The organism is Pseudomonas gessardii, assembly GCF_001983165.1.
In the GTDB taxonomy this organism is placed as follows: domain Bacteria; phylum Pseudomonadota; class Gammaproteobacteria; order Pseudomonadales; family Pseudomonadaceae; genus Aquipseudomonas; species Aquipseudomonas gessardii.
Genome location: NZ_MNPU01000054.1, coordinates 1 through 15,079, shown reverse-complemented (window position 1 = coordinate 15,079; position 15,079 = coordinate 1). Strand labels below are relative to the sequence as shown.

At 60.4% G+C, this 15,079-nt stretch carries 15 protein-coding genes; 7 read left to right on the top strand and 8 right to left on the bottom strand.

Going from position 1 to position 15,079, the window contains the following annotated elements:
- Positions 1-128 precede the first annotated feature (128 nt).
- From nhaA to BLL38_RS31535, 5 genes are all read left to right on the top strand, one after another.
- Positions 129-1,316, top strand: a complete 1,188-nt coding sequence (gene nhaA / locus BLL38_RS25420; protein ID WP_076964794.1) for a Na+/H+ antiporter NhaA — start codon at positions 129-131, stop codon at positions 1,314-1,316.
- Positions 1,317-1,468: 152 nt separating this feature from the next.
- Positions 1,469-2,686, top strand: a complete 1,218-nt coding sequence (locus BLL38_RS25415) for an S-type pyocin domain-containing protein (protein WP_076964793.1) — start codon at positions 1,469-1,471, stop codon at positions 2,684-2,686.
- Positions 2,683-3,018, top strand: coding sequence for a hypothetical protein (locus tag BLL38_RS25410; protein WP_076964792.1), 336 nt, complete (start codon positions 2,683-2,685; stop codon positions 3,016-3,018). The genes BLL38_RS25415 and BLL38_RS25410 overlap by 4 nt, the downstream gene beginning before the upstream one ends.
- A gap of 187 nt (positions 3,019-3,205) precedes the next feature.
- A complete protein-coding gene (locus tag BLL38_RS31540; protein ID WP_236361895.1) occupies positions 3,206-3,568 on the top strand; it encodes a DUF7683 domain-containing protein in 363 nt (120 codons plus the stop codon).
- Positions 3,477-3,728, top strand: coding sequence for a pyocin S6 family toxin immunity protein (locus BLL38_RS31535; RefSeq protein ID WP_076964791.1), 252 nt, complete (start codon positions 3,477-3,479; stop codon positions 3,726-3,728). Before BLL38_RS31540 ends, BLL38_RS31535 begins: the two co-directional genes overlap by 92 nt.
- Positions 3,729-3,762: 34 nt before the next feature.
- Here BLL38_RS31535 and BLL38_RS25395 read toward each other — a convergent pair whose 3' ends face one another.
- Positions 3,763-4,791, bottom strand: coding sequence for an IS30-like element ISShes10 family transposase (locus BLL38_RS25395; protein WP_011711660.1), 1,029 nt, complete (start codon positions 4,789-4,791; stop codon positions 3,763-3,765).
- 115 nt (positions 4,792-4,906) lie between these two features.
- Positions 4,907-5,371, bottom strand: a complete 465-nt coding sequence (locus BLL38_RS25390) for an outer membrane lipoprotein (RefSeq protein ID WP_029297142.1) — start codon at positions 5,369-5,371, stop codon at positions 4,907-4,909.
- A 157-nt stretch (positions 5,372-5,528) separates the two neighbouring features.
- On the opposite strand from BLL38_RS25390, the gene BLL38_RS25385 reads away from it, so the two are divergent.
- Complete coding sequence (locus tag BLL38_RS25385; protein WP_076964790.1) at positions 5,529-5,774, top strand: hypothetical protein; 246 nt, start codon at positions 5,529-5,531, stop codon at positions 5,772-5,774.
- A gap of 60 nt (positions 5,775-5,834) precedes the next feature.
- Here BLL38_RS25385 and pdxH read toward each other — a convergent pair whose 3' ends face one another.
- From pdxH to dinG, 5 genes are all read right to left on the bottom strand, one after another.
- Complete coding sequence (gene pdxH, locus BLL38_RS25380) at positions 5,835-6,482, bottom strand: pyridoxamine 5'-phosphate oxidase (RefSeq protein ID WP_076964789.1); 648 nt, start codon at positions 6,480-6,482, stop codon at positions 5,835-5,837.
- A gap of 27 nt (positions 6,483-6,509) precedes the next feature.
- A complete protein-coding gene (locus BLL38_RS25375) occupies positions 6,510-7,508 on the bottom strand; it encodes an OmpA family protein (RefSeq protein ID WP_076964788.1) in 999 nt (332 codons plus the stop codon).
- A 139-nt stretch (positions 7,509-7,647) separates the two neighbouring features.
- Entirely contained in the window at positions 7,648-8,793 is a 1,146-nt protein-coding gene (locus BLL38_RS25370; protein WP_076964812.1) for a serine hydrolase domain-containing protein, read from the bottom strand.
- A gap of 53 nt (positions 8,794-8,846) precedes the next feature.
- Positions 8,847-11,072, bottom strand: a complete 2,226-nt coding sequence (locus tag BLL38_RS25365) for a beta-galactosidase (RefSeq protein WP_076964787.1) — start codon at positions 11,070-11,072, stop codon at positions 8,847-8,849.
- An 89-nt stretch (positions 11,073-11,161) separates the two neighbouring features.
- Positions 11,162-13,306, bottom strand: coding sequence for an ATP-dependent DNA helicase DinG (gene dinG / locus BLL38_RS25360; protein ID WP_076964786.1), 2,145 nt, complete (start codon positions 13,304-13,306; stop codon positions 11,162-11,164).
- 99 nt (positions 13,307-13,405) lie between these two features.
- Between dinG and BLL38_RS25355 the strand changes: the two genes are divergently transcribed.
- Positions 13,406-13,870, top strand: a complete 465-nt coding sequence (locus BLL38_RS25355) for a CopD family protein (protein ID WP_076964785.1) — start codon at positions 13,406-13,408, stop codon at positions 13,868-13,870.
- Between the two features lie 109 nt (positions 13,871-13,979).
- Here the strand turns inward: BLL38_RS25355 and BLL38_RS25350 are convergent, their stop codons facing one another.
- A complete protein-coding gene (locus BLL38_RS25350; RefSeq protein WP_076964784.1) occupies positions 13,980-14,765 on the bottom strand; it encodes a collagen-like triple helix repeat-containing protein in 786 nt (261 codons plus the stop codon).
- Positions 14,766-15,079 lie beyond the last annotated feature (314 nt).

Below are 15,079 nucleotides of genomic sequence, written 5' to 3'. Positions count from 1 at the left end.
TTGCCAGGCTTTGGCTCAATCCCTATCACGACCCTTTTATATAACAAAAAAGAATATAACTTTTGTTTTAACAACTAACAGTACGGGTTAGGGTACGCCCCTATTGAACTTTGATTGGAGAGCATCCCTTGCCTCTGCGTAGCACGTTTACCCGTTTCTTCCAGCTCGAAGCGGCCAGCGGTCTGTTACTGATCGCTGCAGCCGCCTTGGCCCTGATCATCAACAACTCGCCGCTGTCCTATCTCTACAACAGCTTTCTTGACGTGCCCGTGGCCGTACAAATCGGCGCCCTGCAAATCGCCAAGCCGTCGCTGCTGTGGATCAACGACGGCCTGATGGCCCTGTTTTTCCTGCTGATCGGCCTGGAGGTCAAGCGCGAGTTGCTCGACGGCCACTTGTCCAAGCCTTCCCAGGTCGTGCTGCCAGGCGCCGCAGCCATTGGCGGCATGGTGGTGCCGGCGCTGATCTACTGGGCGCTGAACAAGGATAACCCGGCAGCGCTGGGCGGCTGGGCCATCCCGATGGCCACCGATATCGCCTTTGCCCTGGGCGTACTGGCGTTGCTGGGCAAACGCGTACCGGTGTCGCTGAAGCTGTTCCTGATGACCCTGGCAATCATCGATGACCTGGGCGCCATCATCGTCATCGCGATCTTCTACTCCAGCGAACTGTCCACCGCGTCGCTGGCCGGTGCCGGCGCCTGCCTTGTCGCGCTGATAGCCATGAACCGCCTGGGGGTGGTGAAGCTTGGGCCGTATCTGATCATTGGCCTGATCCTGTGGGTCTGCGTACTCAAAAGTGGTGTTCACGCCACCCTGGCCGGCGTGACCCTGGCGTTCTGCATTCCGCTGCGCACCAAAAATGCCGAACCCTCGCCCCTGCTGGGCCTGGAACACGCCCTGCACCCGTGGGTGGCCTACGGCATCCTGCCGCTGTTCGCCTTTGCCAACGCCGGCGTGTCCCTGGCCGGGGTCAACCTGGAGAGCTTCACCCACCATGTGCCAATGGGTATCGCCGCAGGCCTGCTGGTGGGCAAGACGGTCGGCGTGTTTGGCCTGACCTGGCTTGCGGTTAAAACCGGCCTCGCGGCCCTACCGACCGGCGCCAATTGGGGCCAGGTCATGGGCGTGGCCATCCTGTGCGGCATCGGCTTCACCATGAGCCTGTTTGTCGGCTCGCTGGCGTTCGTACCGGGCAGTAGCGAATACGCCGGGATGGACCGGATGGGCATTCTCACCGGCTCGATCCTCGCGGCATTGATTGGTTATGCAGTGACGGCGATGGCCAGTCGTAAGCAGGTGACGGTCAACGCGTAACGCATCCGTGAGGGCAGGCTTATCCTGCCCTCACCCATTCTTTCAGCCTCTTCTCCCCTCGCTCACAGCACCTTCCTACATTCTTTCTCCTGCACCTCCCATAAGGTCGCACACCCGTCTTCAAGAACGGATGTCACGGCCAGGAGGGCATGATGGCCAACAACAAGGACAGACCCCAGGTCTGGCGTTCCTATGGAACCGGTACCGGTGGCTATCGCCGCCTGGAACCTATGAGCGACCGCGAACTGGCAGCCCGCGAGACTCGCCAGCAACCCTACAACGCAATGCTCGCACGCCAGCAGGCGTATGAAGCAAAGCTTCAGCCAGCGCCAGAACCAACGCCGGCCCCTGTCGTCGGGTGCGTTTTCGCCAAGTCCTGCCACTTGCCGGACGCCATCATCAGCTATAACACCCCGTCTGGTTACATTCCCCTGGATCGCCTCGCAGACTATGGCGAACATGCAGTGCTGGGCGGCCGTGAAACAGATGCAACAGGCCGACTTCCTCTCAAGAAGATCAGCGCCAGTGCATTGCCTGCCGGGCTTGGCTCGCTGGCACTGGGGGGCTCGACCATTACCGGCGCGGCTGCAGCCACCGGGACTGTTGCAACAGGTCTCATGCTGGGCCTGGTCGCCCTACTCTGGCCCTCGACACTGGGCGACAGCGCGCTCTATAGCGATGAACAATTGCGCACCCTGCCCCGTGCCCGCACCCGCGTACGCCTGAATATCGAACAACAGGCCGACGGTAGCCTGAAGGGCTATGCCTTCTACACGGGAAAGAATCGTGATTGGGAAATGGTCGATGTCGTACAGTTTCAACCACAGGGCACGCAACACGTAGCGGATTTGGGCGACGGCGTCGAACTGATCTGGACACCTGCGGTTGACCCTACAGATACCCTTGGCATACCCGCACTGGAAGCTGCGCCAGCCACGCCTCACCTATGGGTGTATCCGCCGACGGAAACAGCCGCCAATATCATCGTCGACCCGATTTATCCGCCGGAGTACAAGGATTTTATTCTGGTGTTCCCCAGTGAGTCAGGGGTAAAACCGCTCTATATCGTGGTGAGCTGGAAGTACGAAGATGCGCCGTACCACGGAAAAAAAGGCAACTCCGTTAAAAGCAAAAGACCAACCAACGGTTTAGCTGCACTAAACGACTCTATACAAGTGAAACCTACAGAACCGCGCAGAGTAGGCATCGACCCACAAACGAAGGAGTTTGTGGTCATAGATCGCACCGCAGATGAGCTTTATCACGGTCATGTGAGGTCCTGGGAAGAGCTTCATCAAGACATGAAAAACGCGCTGATAAAAGCAGGTAAAACCAACCGCAAAGGAAAAATTCTCGGAGCAAAAAAATGAACATGCACTATCACGACCCGGATATGAGTCATGAGGAAGTAGTAAACAGTCTTGCCGCTGGAGACGAATGTAAGGTAGCAACTGCACTGATTTCTATAGGGCTTAATGAAAAAAATGGCGTCTGGGCTCAAGAGATCTGTTTAAGGCATATGAGTCATGACAACCAAACGATTGCTTCAGCAGCCATAGTCGCTATAGGTCATATCGCGCGTCGATTCAGAGCACTGGACACAGCTAAGGTATCTACTGCAATGCAATATGCTGTGCAAAAACACCCATCACTGAGCGGTGTAATCAGTAGCGCGCAAGATGACATCGAAATGTTCACCTGAGCGCCCCCCCCCCCACCAGTTACTCAATCTGAGAGACGTCCCCTCACCGGCGTCCCATTAACGAGTAACAAGATGGAGTCCATCGTTTATCACCACATGCATCGGTAGTAAGCCTGGAGGTGGATTTGAACCGTTAATAATCAAATCCATCTCCACGAAAATCCAAAAGAAGAAAAAGATTCGCACCATGAGATATCTGATTGAAGCCTTCGATAAGATTACTGACCTCCAGGCGTTTGTAGTCGTGCTACCTCATGGGTGTGAGGACAAGTTGAAAACCATAATGCAATGGTCCGACGAGCAGTATGGCTGGGAGGGTTACAACCTTACGCCCACCCAACTGGCAGCTATCGAATCTTTGGCAGGCAGAACAATAGGGACCCCCTGTTCATTTTTTCCAACTCACCTGCAATATCTGACTAGAGAACCAGAAGCTGAAAAGGGTCTTAACAAACATTATGTTTTATCTATCAATTACCGGTTTTTACCCGGACCAGAAGCAAGATGGTTCGTTGCAGCACCAATTCGACATAGAAGGGGATCAGCTTAACCAAGACGTCGCTCAACTCACCGAATCAAAACCCCTTGAGGAGTTGCAACCCGGAGAGTTGGAACTAACAAAAAGCCAAGTCGCCCAGCTATCCACGCTGCTGAACATTAACTTGAGAAACGACTTGGAGTACTTCATCGGCCTACGAACCCGGCCATGAACGCTGGCGGTTGCAGGATCTGAGTGCAACACGGTTATTGAATTGAAGCGGGAGCATCATGCCGCATCACCACGGCTTCTTGCATCACTTCGCCCATCACCTCGATCGGGCATTTGAAGTCGAAGCGTTTGCGCGGTCGCATATTCAGTTGCAAAGCGATGGCGTCCAGGGCTTCCTGACTATGCACCGACAAGTCCGTGCCCTTGGGCAGGTACTGGCGGATCAGTCCATTGATGTTCTCATTGCTGCCGCGTTGCCAGGGGCTGTGCGGGTCGCAGAAGTAGATCGCCACCCCGGTCCGCTGGGTGATCTCGGCGTGCCGCGCCATCTCCCGGCCCTGGTCGTAGGTCATGCTCTTGCGCACCGCCAGCGGCATGCCATTGAGCGCCGCACTGAAGCCCTCCAGCGCCGAGGTCGCCGTCGCGTCGGCCATCTTGATCAGCATCAGGTAGCCGCTGGTACGCTCCACCAAGGTGCCCACCGCCGAGGCATTGGCCTTGCCCTTGATCAGGTCGCCCTCCCAATGGCCTGGCATCAGCCGGTCTTCGACCTCCGGCGGGCGCACGTGGATGCTGAGCATTTCAGGGATCTGGCCGCGCCGATCGACGCCGCCAGAGCGCGGCCTGCGACTCGTCTTGCCCTGGCGCAGGCAGATGATCAGCTCCTTGCGCAGGCCACCGACCGGCAGGGCGTAGATCGCGTTATAGATCGTCTCGCGGCAGACGTAGGCCTCTCTGAGGCTGGGTATGTTCATGCTGCGCAGCTTGCCGGCAATCTGCTCGGGAGACAAACCCTCACGCAGCATATGGACGACCAGCTCGAAGCGCTCACTGCCCGGCAGCAGCTTGCACTGAGGCCTGCAGACCTGGCGGCGGACCTGCATCTGCTGCTGGGCAGCACAGGCCTGGTAGCGGGTGCCAGGGGCCCGGTTGCGGCGCAGCTCCCGGCTGATGGTCGAGGGGGAGCGGCCGAGCATCCGGGCAATTCGCCGCTGGCTGAAACCTTGGGCAAGGCCGAGTTGAAGGGTCGCACGTTCGGGGATACTGAGTTCGTGATAGGACATAGTGGCAGCACCGTACCGGAAAGGTCAGGTGTTGCACTCAGTTTTTGCGGCCGCCGCTAATAAAAAACCCCGCCCAGTCACCCGGTCGGGGTTTTGCTTTTGCCGCCTGCCCCTCTTAACGGGTAACGCGGCTGGTCCCATCAACGGTCATGATGCGAACCCGGTCACCAATGCGGAAAATCTCGTTTTCCTGCACCGCCTGGACGTAGGCGCGCATGCTGCCGTCGTCTTCGCGCACGGTGATTTCCACACCCTGGGTGCGGGTCAGGCCTTCTTCGGTGGCCGAGCCCAGCAGGCCACCGGCCACGGCGCCGATGACGGCGGTTACAATGCTGCCGCGACCGCCACCGATGGCGCTACCGCCAACACCACCGATGACTGCGCCTGCTGCGCCGCCGATTGGGGTCTTGGTGCCTTCGATCTTGACCGGACGCAGGGATTCGATGGTGCCCATGCGAACGCTCTGCACACGACGGGCTTCGTCACGGGAGTACGAGTCGCCGGTCAGGCTGGAGGCACAGCCACCCAGCAGCAACGACATCGTGGTAAAGCAGGCAACCAGCAGAACAGACTTACGCATAGCATCAACTCCAAAGGACATCACTTTATTAGACTCCGCTGCTTGACGCCTGTCACGGCAAGGCCCGCAGAAAATTGCTTTCATTCAGCCCCAGTACAGACAGGCTGTACCGCAAAAACCGACAAACGGTAGCACCTGCACCCAGACAAGGAATTTCATGGACTACTTCATCATTGTAGCGACCACTGCAGCCGGCCTGTATTTCCACTGGTGGCTGTACCGGCGGATCAAGCGCTGGGTAGACCGCGACCTGGCGCTGTCCCTGGCGGGAGACGACCAGCGCAAGCGCAACTTTATGCTGCAACAGTTGGAACGCGCCAAGGCAGAGCAGGTCAAGCGTAAGGATTTGCCACAGTGGCTGCAGGATGCAGCACGGCAATACACGCCAGAAACCCCGAAGTAGAGGCCTGGGCAACACTCAAGGCCATAAAGATCCAGGGTGGGATTACAGGTGTTTTAGCTCTCAGGGTGCCAGTCGCTCACGGGTCCAGTCGGCCCCCTGCAGACGATAGTTCAAGCGGTCATGCAAACGGCTCGCCCGGCCCTGCCAGAACTCGATGCGCTCCGGCAGCAGGCGATAGCCTCCCCAGTGTTCCGGGCAATCCGGCTGGGTTTCGCTGAAACGCTGTTCAGTCAGCGTGAGCAAGTCCTGCAATTGCTGGCGATCACGGATCACCTGGCTTTGCGGGGAAGCCCAGGCACCAATGCGGCTGCCCAGGGGGCGTACCTGATAATAGGCGTCCGACTCTGCGGGCGTGACCTTCACCACCCGCCCCTCAATGCGCACCTGGCGCTCCAGGGTCGGCCAGAAGAAGGTCATGGCAGCAAAAGGCCGTGCCGCCAGTTGCTGGCCCTTGGCGCTCTGGTAATTGGTAAAGAAGGTAAAACCTTGCGCATCCAGCCCCTTGAGCAGCAGGACACGGCAGTGAGGCCGGCCCTCCTGGTCCACGGTCGCCAGGGTCATGGCATTGGCCTCCACTGGCGGTTGCTCGGTCTTGACCGCATCGCTGAACCACTGGTGGAACAAGGCAAACGGCTCGTCCGGGGCCTGGGCCTCGCTCAAACCGTCCCGTGTGTAGTCACGGCGCATATCAGCCAGTGCCTGGGTCATGGGGTTTTATCCTTCTTGCTCAACTGCTCAGTTTTTCGCCTGGTCGTTCACCGCTACTTTTTTCGCAGGCGTTGCAGCCGGCTTTTTTGCAGCCGGCTTGGCCGCAGCTTTTTTCGCGGCTGGCTTGGCGGCGGCCTTCTTGGCCGGTGCTTTCTTGGCAGCAACGGCTTTCTTGGCGACCGGCGCGGGGGCAACTACGTCCTGTACCGCGACCAGTTCAGGCTTCGGCGGATTTGGCGAGTTGTACTTGCTCAGCAGTGCCAGCATGGTGGTGCGCTGGGTGAACATGATTTCCATGCGACGGTTCAGGGCGCGGCCCTGGGTGCTGTCGTTGGCGGCGCGGGGCATCAGGTCACCCATGCCACGCAACATCAGGCGGTCCTGCTTCAGGCCGCTAAGGCTGAAGATCGAAGCAATGGACTGGGCACGCTCCTTGGTCAGGGGCTGGTTCTGCACGGTGTCGATATGGCCCAGGACCAGCACGGCGGTCTTCGGATCCTTTTCAACAGCCTTGGCGACACGGGTGAACGGGCCCAGGGTCACGGGCAGCAGCATCGCCGGGCGCTTCGGGTTGTACGAACCGTCGACCGGGGCAATCACCACCAGTACGTTGTCGCGACGCTCCAGTTGCAGGTTGCTGTCCTTGATCGCGGCGCGCAGGCGTGGCTCGTAGTCGTCCAGCCAGGCCTGGGTGATTTTCGGGTCTGGCATGGGGATGTTGGTCACATCGACTTTGCTCAGGGGTTTTGGCTTGCTTTCAAACGGCCACCACCACTTGGTGTCGCTTTCAGCCTTGGCCACGACCGGTGCCGCAGCGGGAGCAGGCGTTGCCGCCTTCAGATCGGCCTTGAGGTCGGCCTTGGCGTCAGTCGCCTTGACATCGGCCTTGGCGGTAACGTCCTTGGCCGCCGCCTTGTCGGGCCAGAACGACCACCAATGCTCGCCAGACGCATCATTTTGTGGGGTTTGTGCACAACCAGTAAGAGTGAGGCAGAGCGCCAGTGCCAAGGACTTGTTCGATAACATGAGATATCCACAAAATGAGAAAAAACAGGAGTCTTGATGACTCGTTAAACAGACGCTTCAAGAAGATTTAAGTAACAACATTTTGCCAGCGCCTTTTGTAGGTGCCTTTTTAACAAAAAAACGCCAGACCGCAAGCTATTTACAGACAACCGGCCAATATTCTTACCAACTTTTGCGCGCGCGGGTCCATAAGTACATACGGCCCCAGTGTTTTGGTCACGAAACCAAAGGCTACATCATATTCTGGATCGGCAAAGCCCACGGAGCCCCCAGCCCCAGGATGCCCAAATGCACGTGGGCCAAGGCCGAACGTCGCATTGGGCACGCCTGGCTGGTCCAACATACAACCCAGGCCAAAACGGGTTTGCGTCAATAAGGTTTTATCCGGCCCGATACTGTGCTCACGGGTCAGTTGTTCAAGCATATCGGCTTCCAACAAACTTCCGTCCAGTAAACCACTATAAAACCCGGCCAAACTGCGCGCATTGCCATGCCCATTTGCCGCAGGCTGCTGCATGCGACGCCACTCGGGTTTATTAGTGCTGGTTAGTATAGAAGGCGGATTGGTAAACGCCCGGGTAGTCATTGCTTCGGGCTCACGCAGGGTGACCTGTAACAACCGTTGGGCGGCCTCATCCCCCATATTGCCTTTGCTCCGGGCAATGTGGGCAACGCGATAAAACTCTTCGTCCGCCAACCCGACATGAAAGTCCAGGCCCAGCGGGCGGGCAACCCGGGCCACAATCGACTCCCCCGGCCCACGCCCATCGGCGCGGCGCAGCAGCTCACCGACCAGCCAGCCATAGGTAATGGCGGCGTAGCCATGGCCTTCGCCGGGTGTCCACCAGGGCGCTTCGGCGGCCAGGGCGGCCGTCATCAACGGCCAGTCATACAGGGCTTCGGCGGGCAATATTTCACGCAGCGCGGGCAGCCCGGCCTTATGGCACAGCAGTTGGCGCAGGGTGATGTTGTCCTTGCCTGCCGCCGCGAACTGCGGCCAATCGTTGGCAACCGGGGCGTCCAGCTGCAACTTGCCTTCGGCAACCAGTTGCAGGGCGGTGACGGCGGTGAATGTCTTGGTGCAGGAGAACAGGTTGGCGATGGTATCGCTGTGCCAGGCCTGGGCACCGTCCTTGTCGGCAGTGCCGGCCCACAGATCGAGGACGGTTTCGCCGCCAACCTGCACACACAGCGCCGCGCCGCGCTCCTGAGGGTCGTCAAACAGTGCGGCGAAGGCTTCACGCACTGCTTCAAATTGAAGCTCGTAATGACCCTGAATCTGCACCGGCATCCCCCTCGAAAAAGACCTACGTAAAGTGGCGCCCATTGTTCCAGTCATTACTGGGTTTGGGAACCCGTGGCAGCCTGGGCGACCTTGGCCTTTTCGGCTTCCCGGGCCAATTGCTGGATCGTCGCCAGGTTGCTCTTGCGCACACTGTCGACAAACCCCTGGAACGGCACATCGGTGATCCCCACCAGGCCGAAATGGCCATTTTCACCGTCCAGCAAACGACCACTTACCGGCTGATCGAGGTACTGGAACCAGTGCACGCCGACAATCGACGGTTCGGCCATGGCTTGCTTGAGGAAGTTCGCGTAAGCCGTGCCCCGCGCCTCTTCCCTGGCCAATGGCGTGACACCGCCCCAGAACGGGCCACGGTCGGCCGAGCCAAAGTTGAACTCGCTGATCAACACCGGCTTGTCCAACGCGCGCAGGGCGGCGAAGTCATAACCGTCCTGGGGCTTGAGGGTGTACATATTGAAGCTCAGTACATCGCAATACTGGGCGCAGGACGCCACCGCCTCCGGGGTGCTGACCGCATAGCGGCCGCCCAGCAGCAACTGGTTGGGCGCATGCCATTTCAGCGCGTCGGAGATGGTCTTGAAGTAGGCGTCAGCGAAAGTCTTCTGGAAGTATTGGAAGTCGGCCTCGATTTCCGGGTGCTCGAGGCTGGGCATCGGCGGCTCAAAGCCTGGATCTTCCATCAACTCCCAGCCAGCCAGGTGGATCCCCCAGGCTTTGGACAGGCCCTCTTCGTTGCGGTATTTGTCACGCAGTTGCTTGAGGAATGCGCGCTTGGCCGGCACATCGGTGGTCATGCGCAGGGTGCCGTAGGCCAGGGCATAGCGGGATTTCGCATCGTCACCTGGGCCGGCCCACGCCAGCTCGTTATCGGCAAAGAAGCCGATCAACCAAGGGTCATCGCGATGGTCACGGGTGGCAATCGCCACTGCCCGCTCGGTGGCCATGGCAAAGCGCGGGTCGAAGGGATCGGGCATGCCGCCCCACCAGTCGATGCCAGTGCTGATACTGGTGTAATCACCAATGATCGACAGGGGCAAGGTGTAAGGCACGCGCTCAGCGTCCCCCAGTTGCGGGGCGCTCCAGTTACCGACCGTGTTGAAGCCCCAGGCTTGCAGGCGATCGAGGGTGTGGCCGACCCAGCGCTTCTGGTCAAAGCCTTCGGTGCCGTAGGTACGCTGCAGGTTGGCGCCGTAGAAATCGTACCAGCGGCCCGCATCAAAACCGCGCCCAAGGCCGGCACCATTGCCGCTACGGTTATCACCCTTGCCGTAATACGTGGCGAAGAGCTCACCGGCCTTGGGCAATGCGCCAAACATCCACTCGCGGCCAGCCACATAGGTCTGGCTGCTGTCCGCCGCCACGGTGTTGACACCCAGGGAATAGAACGGATGCCCTTGCGGCGTCACCAGATACCAGCGCCCATCGCGCTTTTCGGTGCGGAAGAAACCGCTGGCGTCAAAGGCCGGGCCCTTGGTCCAGCCGCCGAACGTGTCCAGGGCACTCTTGCCCCGTTCCGCCAGCCAGCCCTTGAGCTGTTGCTGTTCCTTGGCGGCAGCGGCTTTCAACTGCTCGTCGCTGCTGACTTTTTCCGGCCAGCGCGCGCGGGTGGACTGCCCATAGGCATCCACCAGTTCACTGTAGGCGGCCTTGAGCACCGGTTCGCTGTCCTGCACGCCAAAGCGCTCCAGCAGGATGCTTTGCGGCGCAGTGGGCTTGAGCATCGACAGGGTGACCGAGACCACCTGGCTGCGATCGATTTCCCCAGCACTGGCGGCCAGCATCACACGCTGCCCGTCCACGGTGATCGGCATCGGCGGCCCGGCCTTCATGCCCTGGCTCAAGGGCGAATTGGCTTGCAGCGGCACCAGCAGGGTTTGCGCAGGCCCCGCCGGCAGATCGATACGGCTGACCAGGGTCTTGCCGTCGCTGCTCTGCACCTTGACGTACAACGTCAGCGCCCAGTCCATCGCGCTCTGGATACGCAGGCTCATGGCACTCGATTGCGACCAGTCCCACACACCGTTCTGTGGGCTGAGCACCAGGCTCGGCTCCGCCGCCGGGTTAAAGGTGATGCGGCGCAGCACCTCGCCTTCGGGGGTCTGCTCGGCGTTGTATTGCGGCAGGCTGGCGTCCTGGGTCGCCACCTTGACCACATCGGCCGGTCGGACAAAGTTGAACAGTGTCTGTTGCCCCGCCGGCGCGGCCAGCAATGGCGCGGCGAACAACAGGGCAAAAAGAGCAGGCAGCGTGCGGATCATACGAACAAGGTTCTCCCAATCGGCCGGTGAATGGCCTGATGACTTGATATGAGGTAGACCACGAAGTGGGTGAATTCACCCACGGTGGCTTAAGAAATTTCGCGCCGGAACGGCGGCAAGGCATTCAGGATCGCCTTGCCATAGCGCTGGGTGACCAGACGGCGGTCGAGCAAGGTGATGGTGCCCCGGTCTTCTTCGGTACGCAGCAAGCGACCACAGGCCTGGACCAGCTTCAACGAGGCATCCGGCACCGAGATTTCCATGAACGGATTGCCGCCACGGGCTTCGATCCACTCGGCCAGCGCGGCCTCCACCGGATCGTCCGGCACCGAGAACGGGATCTTCGCGATCACCACATGTTCGCAGTAGGCCCCCGGCAAGTCGACACCTTCGGCAAAGCTGGCCAGGCCGAACAGCACGCTGGAGTCCCCGCCATCGACCCGCGCCTTGTGCTTGTTCAGGGTTTCCTGTTTCGACAGGTTGCCCTGGATAAACACCTGCTTGCGCCAGTCGCGGTCGAGGCCGTCGAACACGTCCTGCATCTGCTTGCGTGACGAGAACAGCACCAGGGTGCCCTTGGAACCTTCCACCAGCGACGGCAGGTCACGAATGATGGCCGCGGTGTGGGCCGGCGCATCCCGTGGGTCGGCCTTGAGGTCCGGCACCCGCAGCACGCCAGCGTCGGCATGATGGAACGGGCTGGGGACCACGGCGGTGACGGCTTTTTTCGGCAAGCCGGCGCGCATGCGGAAGCGGTCAAAGGTGCCCAGGGCGGTCAGGGTGGCCGAGGTCACCAGGGCGCCGTAGGCCACGTTCCACAGGTTGCGCCGGAGCATTTCCGCCGCCAGGATCGGGCTGGCGTTGACTTCGATATCGAACAACGCGCCGCTTTCCGACAGCGTCAGCCAGCGGGCCATGGGCGGGTTGTCTTCCGGGTCTTCGACAGTGAAGGCAGTCCACAGCTCCCAGTTGCCCTGGGCACGGGACAACAGGCTGCCAAACAATGGGTACCATTCTTCGGCCTGGTTGCTGGCGATGCCGATATTGACCTCGCCGTCCATGCCTTCCTTGAGCAGGTCGGTCAGGCGGGTGAACAGGTCGGTGAGGCGCGAGAAGCCTTTCTTCAGCTCCACGCCCATCTCGCGCATATGCTCGGGGATCAGCCCGCCGACAAAGCGGTGGCGTGGCCGTTCGCGGCCTTCGACGTCTTCGCCGGGCTTGAAGTCCGCCACCTGCTCGCAAGCGCTGAACATGAACTGTTGCTGGGTCTTGATCTCCCGCGCCAGGTCCGGCACCTGCTCGATCAGCTTGCCCAGGTCGCCCGGCAGCGGATGCTGGGCCAGCAGCTTGGTGAGGTTCTTGGCAGTGGTTTCCAGCCAGTCGGCGGTGGAGCGCAGGCGCGTGTAGTGGGCAAAGTGGCCGATGGCCTTGTCCGGCAAGTGGTGGCCTTCATCGAACACGTACAGGGTATCGCGTGGGTCGGGCAGCACGGCGCCGCCGCCCAGGGCCAGGTCGGCGAGGACCATGTCGTGGTTGGTGACGATCACATCGACCTTGCCCATGCCTTCGCGGGCCTTGTAGAAGGCGCACTGGCCGAAGTTGGGGCAGTGGCGGTTGGTGCATTGGCTATGATCGGTGGTCAGGCGCGCCCAGTCGGCGTCTTCCAGGGCATTGGGCCAGCTGTCGCGGTCGCCGTCCCACTTATTGCCGGCCAATTTCTCGATCATGCTGGTAAACAGCTTCTGGCTGGCTTCATCGACCTCGATCTTGAAGCCTTCTTCTTCAAACAGCGAGGCCGTGGCGGTTTGCGCATGGCCTTCCTGCAGCAGCACATCCAGCTTGGACAGGCACATATAGCGGCCACGGCCCTTGGCCAGGGCGAAGGTGAAGCTCAGGCCGCTGTTGCGCATCAGGTCCGGCAGGTCTTTGTAGACGATCTGCTCTTGCAGGGCCACGGTGGCGGTGGCAATCACCAGGCGCTTGCCGGCGGCCTTGGCAGTGGGAATCGCCGCCAGGCTGTAGGCCACGGTCTTGCCGGTACCGGTGCCGGCCTCGACGGCCACGACCGCAGGGTCGCCACTGCGCCGGCCTTCGTCGTCGGTGTCGATATCCCCGAGGACCTTGGCCACTTCGGCGATCATCAGGCGCTGGCCGTAGCGCGGTTTCAAGCTCTTGGCTTCGAGAAAACGCGAGTAGGCGCCCTGGATCGTGGTTTTGAGTTCAGTGCTGATCATGGATAGTCGGGCGCAAAAAACGCTGGATAAATTTTCAGTGGTTCGGATCGGCCGCTATCATACCCCGCTAATTAATCCCGCGCAGAACGGAGTACCTCAATGACCGTCTTTAGCCTTGCCTACACCCTGCATGTATTGGCCGCCCTGGTCTGGGTCGGTGGTATGTTTTTCGCCTGGATGATCCTGCGCCCGGCCGCAATGGCGGCGCTCGACGGCCCTCCACGGCTGAAACTGTGGCTGAATGTGTTTCAGCGTTTTTTCGTGTGGGTCTGGGTGGCCGTGTTGATCTTGCCGATCAGTGGTGTCGGCTTGCTGCAATTGCGCTTCAACGGCTTTGAAACCGCGCCGCGCTATGTACAGGTGATGATGGGCTTGTATGTGGTGATGACGGCGCTGTTTATCCGCATCCAGGCCTTGAAGTTGCCGGAACTGCGGGCAGCGGTGGCCGCAGAGGATTGGCCGGCGGGCGCAGCGGCGCTGGGGCAGATTCGACGGTTGGTGGGGGTAAATCTACTTGTCGGGTTGGTGGTGGTGGCAGTGGCTTCGGCTCGGCCGATGTTCTGAGGTTGTGCTTCAAGGCCCCATCGCGGGCAAGCCCGCTCCCACATTTTGAATGGGTTCGCAAATCAAGTGTGGGAGCGGGCTTGCCCGCGATGGGGCCGCTGCCGATAGCTCAAAGCCGCTGGATAGTGACCGTACCGGCAGGCCCCGCCGGCCCGGCCTGCCCTTCCAACCCCGGCCGGCCCGCCTCGCCGCCATCGGCGTGGTACACCAGGCAACCCTTGGACTGCCCGCCCTTACCTGGCTTGCCGGCAACACCTGGCAAGCCGCCAGCACCGCCATCGACCCAGACCTTGATCTGCTCGCGCGGATAATCCTGCGGCAACTCGATGCGCACTGCCGCGCCCGCCGCACCCGGCAGCCCGTCACCGCCGTTGTCACCATTGGCGCCACGCCCGGCCGATCCCCACGTGCATCCTGGGTCTTCGCCATTGGCGCCATCCAGGCCGGCATAGCCTTGGGCACCCGTGCCACCACGGGCATCGACCGACAGTTCATCCGCGCTCAATTGGGTGATCCGCAAGCTCAGGTCACGCCCCGGCTTGGCCGGCTTTTCATGGGTGCCGGGCGCGCCACGGGAGGTGATCTGGCTGCCATGTTCCAACTGGGCATGCCGCACCTGCAATTGCAGGGCCGAGGCGCTGGGCACGATGGTGATCCGCGCCTCGCGGCCCAGATGCAGCTCGTCGACCGTGACCTGGGTGATATTCGCCGGAATCAACAAAGTGCCGTAGTCGGCAACTTCCAGGCGCTCCAACTGCAGCACGCTGGTGCTGTTGGGCAAGCGCAACAACGAGTGGGTCTCGACACTGACGCTCTCAGCCAGGGCAATAGGGCTGACCAGCAGGACCAGGAAAAAAACCTTACGCGTGAGTGGCTGCCGTGCTGTTTCGATCATTGATAACCCCATGCCCCTGTCTCCTTCACATTATTCTTTGGGCGCACAGTAACGAGTTCTACAGGCGATTTGCCAGTGAAGGATTAAAAAACTTGGGGAGGCTGCGACTTGGCATCTGGAACGGCGAGATTTGTCGGAAATTGCCGTCAGAAATGCCCCTGAAGCCACCCAGGGGCAAGGAGGGAACGGCGGTCTCAAGGAGCAAGTGCAACAGTCAGTTAATTTTCTGAGCTTGCTAAGCGAAACAATCCCGCTTCCAAAACATCGTTATCAATGGGCGTCTGACCGAACCGAGCTTACCTGACTAAGCACAA

What these genes read in the sequence shown, in the direction of transcription:
- BLL38_RS25355 (WP_076964785.1), top strand. Translation starts at nt 13,406, where the DNA reads ATGACCGTCTTTAGCCTTGCCTACACCCTGCATGTATTGGCCGCCCTG.
- BLL38_RS25415 (WP_076964793.1), top strand. Translation starts at nt 1,469, where the DNA reads ATGGCCAACAACAAGGACAGACCCCAGGTCTGGCGTTCCTATGGAACC.
- dinG (WP_076964786.1), bottom strand. Translation starts at nt 13,306, where the DNA reads ATGATCAGCACTGAACTCAAAACCACGATCCAGGGCGCCTACTCGCGT.
- BLL38_RS31535 (WP_076964791.1), top strand. Translation starts at nt 3,477, where the DNA reads ATGTTTTATCTATCAATTACCGGTTTTTACCCGGACCAGAAGCAAGAT.
- BLL38_RS25390 (WP_029297142.1), bottom strand. Translation starts at nt 5,371, where the DNA reads ATGCGTAAGTCTGTTCTGCTGGTTGCCTGCTTTACCACGATGTCGTTG.
- BLL38_RS25375 (WP_076964788.1), bottom strand. Translation starts at nt 7,508, where the DNA reads ATGTTATCGAACAAGTCCTTGGCACTGGCGCTCTGCCTCACTCTTACT.
- BLL38_RS31540 (WP_236361895.1), top strand. Translation starts at nt 3,206, where the DNA reads ATGAGATATCTGATTGAAGCCTTCGATAAGATTACTGACCTCCAGGCG.
- BLL38_RS25385 (WP_076964790.1), top strand. Translation starts at nt 5,529, where the DNA reads ATGGACTACTTCATCATTGTAGCGACCACTGCAGCCGGCCTGTATTTC.
- BLL38_RS25365 (WP_076964787.1), bottom strand. Translation starts at nt 11,072, where the DNA reads ATGATCCGCACGCTGCCTGCTCTTTTTGCCCTGTTGTTCGCCGCGCCA.
- pdxH (WP_076964789.1), bottom strand. Translation starts at nt 6,482, where the DNA reads ATGACCCAGGCACTGGCTGATATGCGCCGTGACTACACACGGGACGGT.
- BLL38_RS25410 (WP_076964792.1), top strand. Translation starts at nt 2,683, where the DNA reads ATGAACATGCACTATCACGACCCGGATATGAGTCATGAGGAAGTAGTA.
- BLL38_RS25350 (WP_076964784.1), bottom strand. Translation starts at nt 14,765, where the DNA reads ATGATCGAAACAGCACGGCAGCCACTCACGCGTAAGGTTTTTTTCCTG.
- BLL38_RS25395 (WP_011711660.1), bottom strand. Translation starts at nt 4,791, where the DNA reads ATGTCCTATCACGAACTCAGTATCCCCGAACGTGCGACCCTTCAACTC.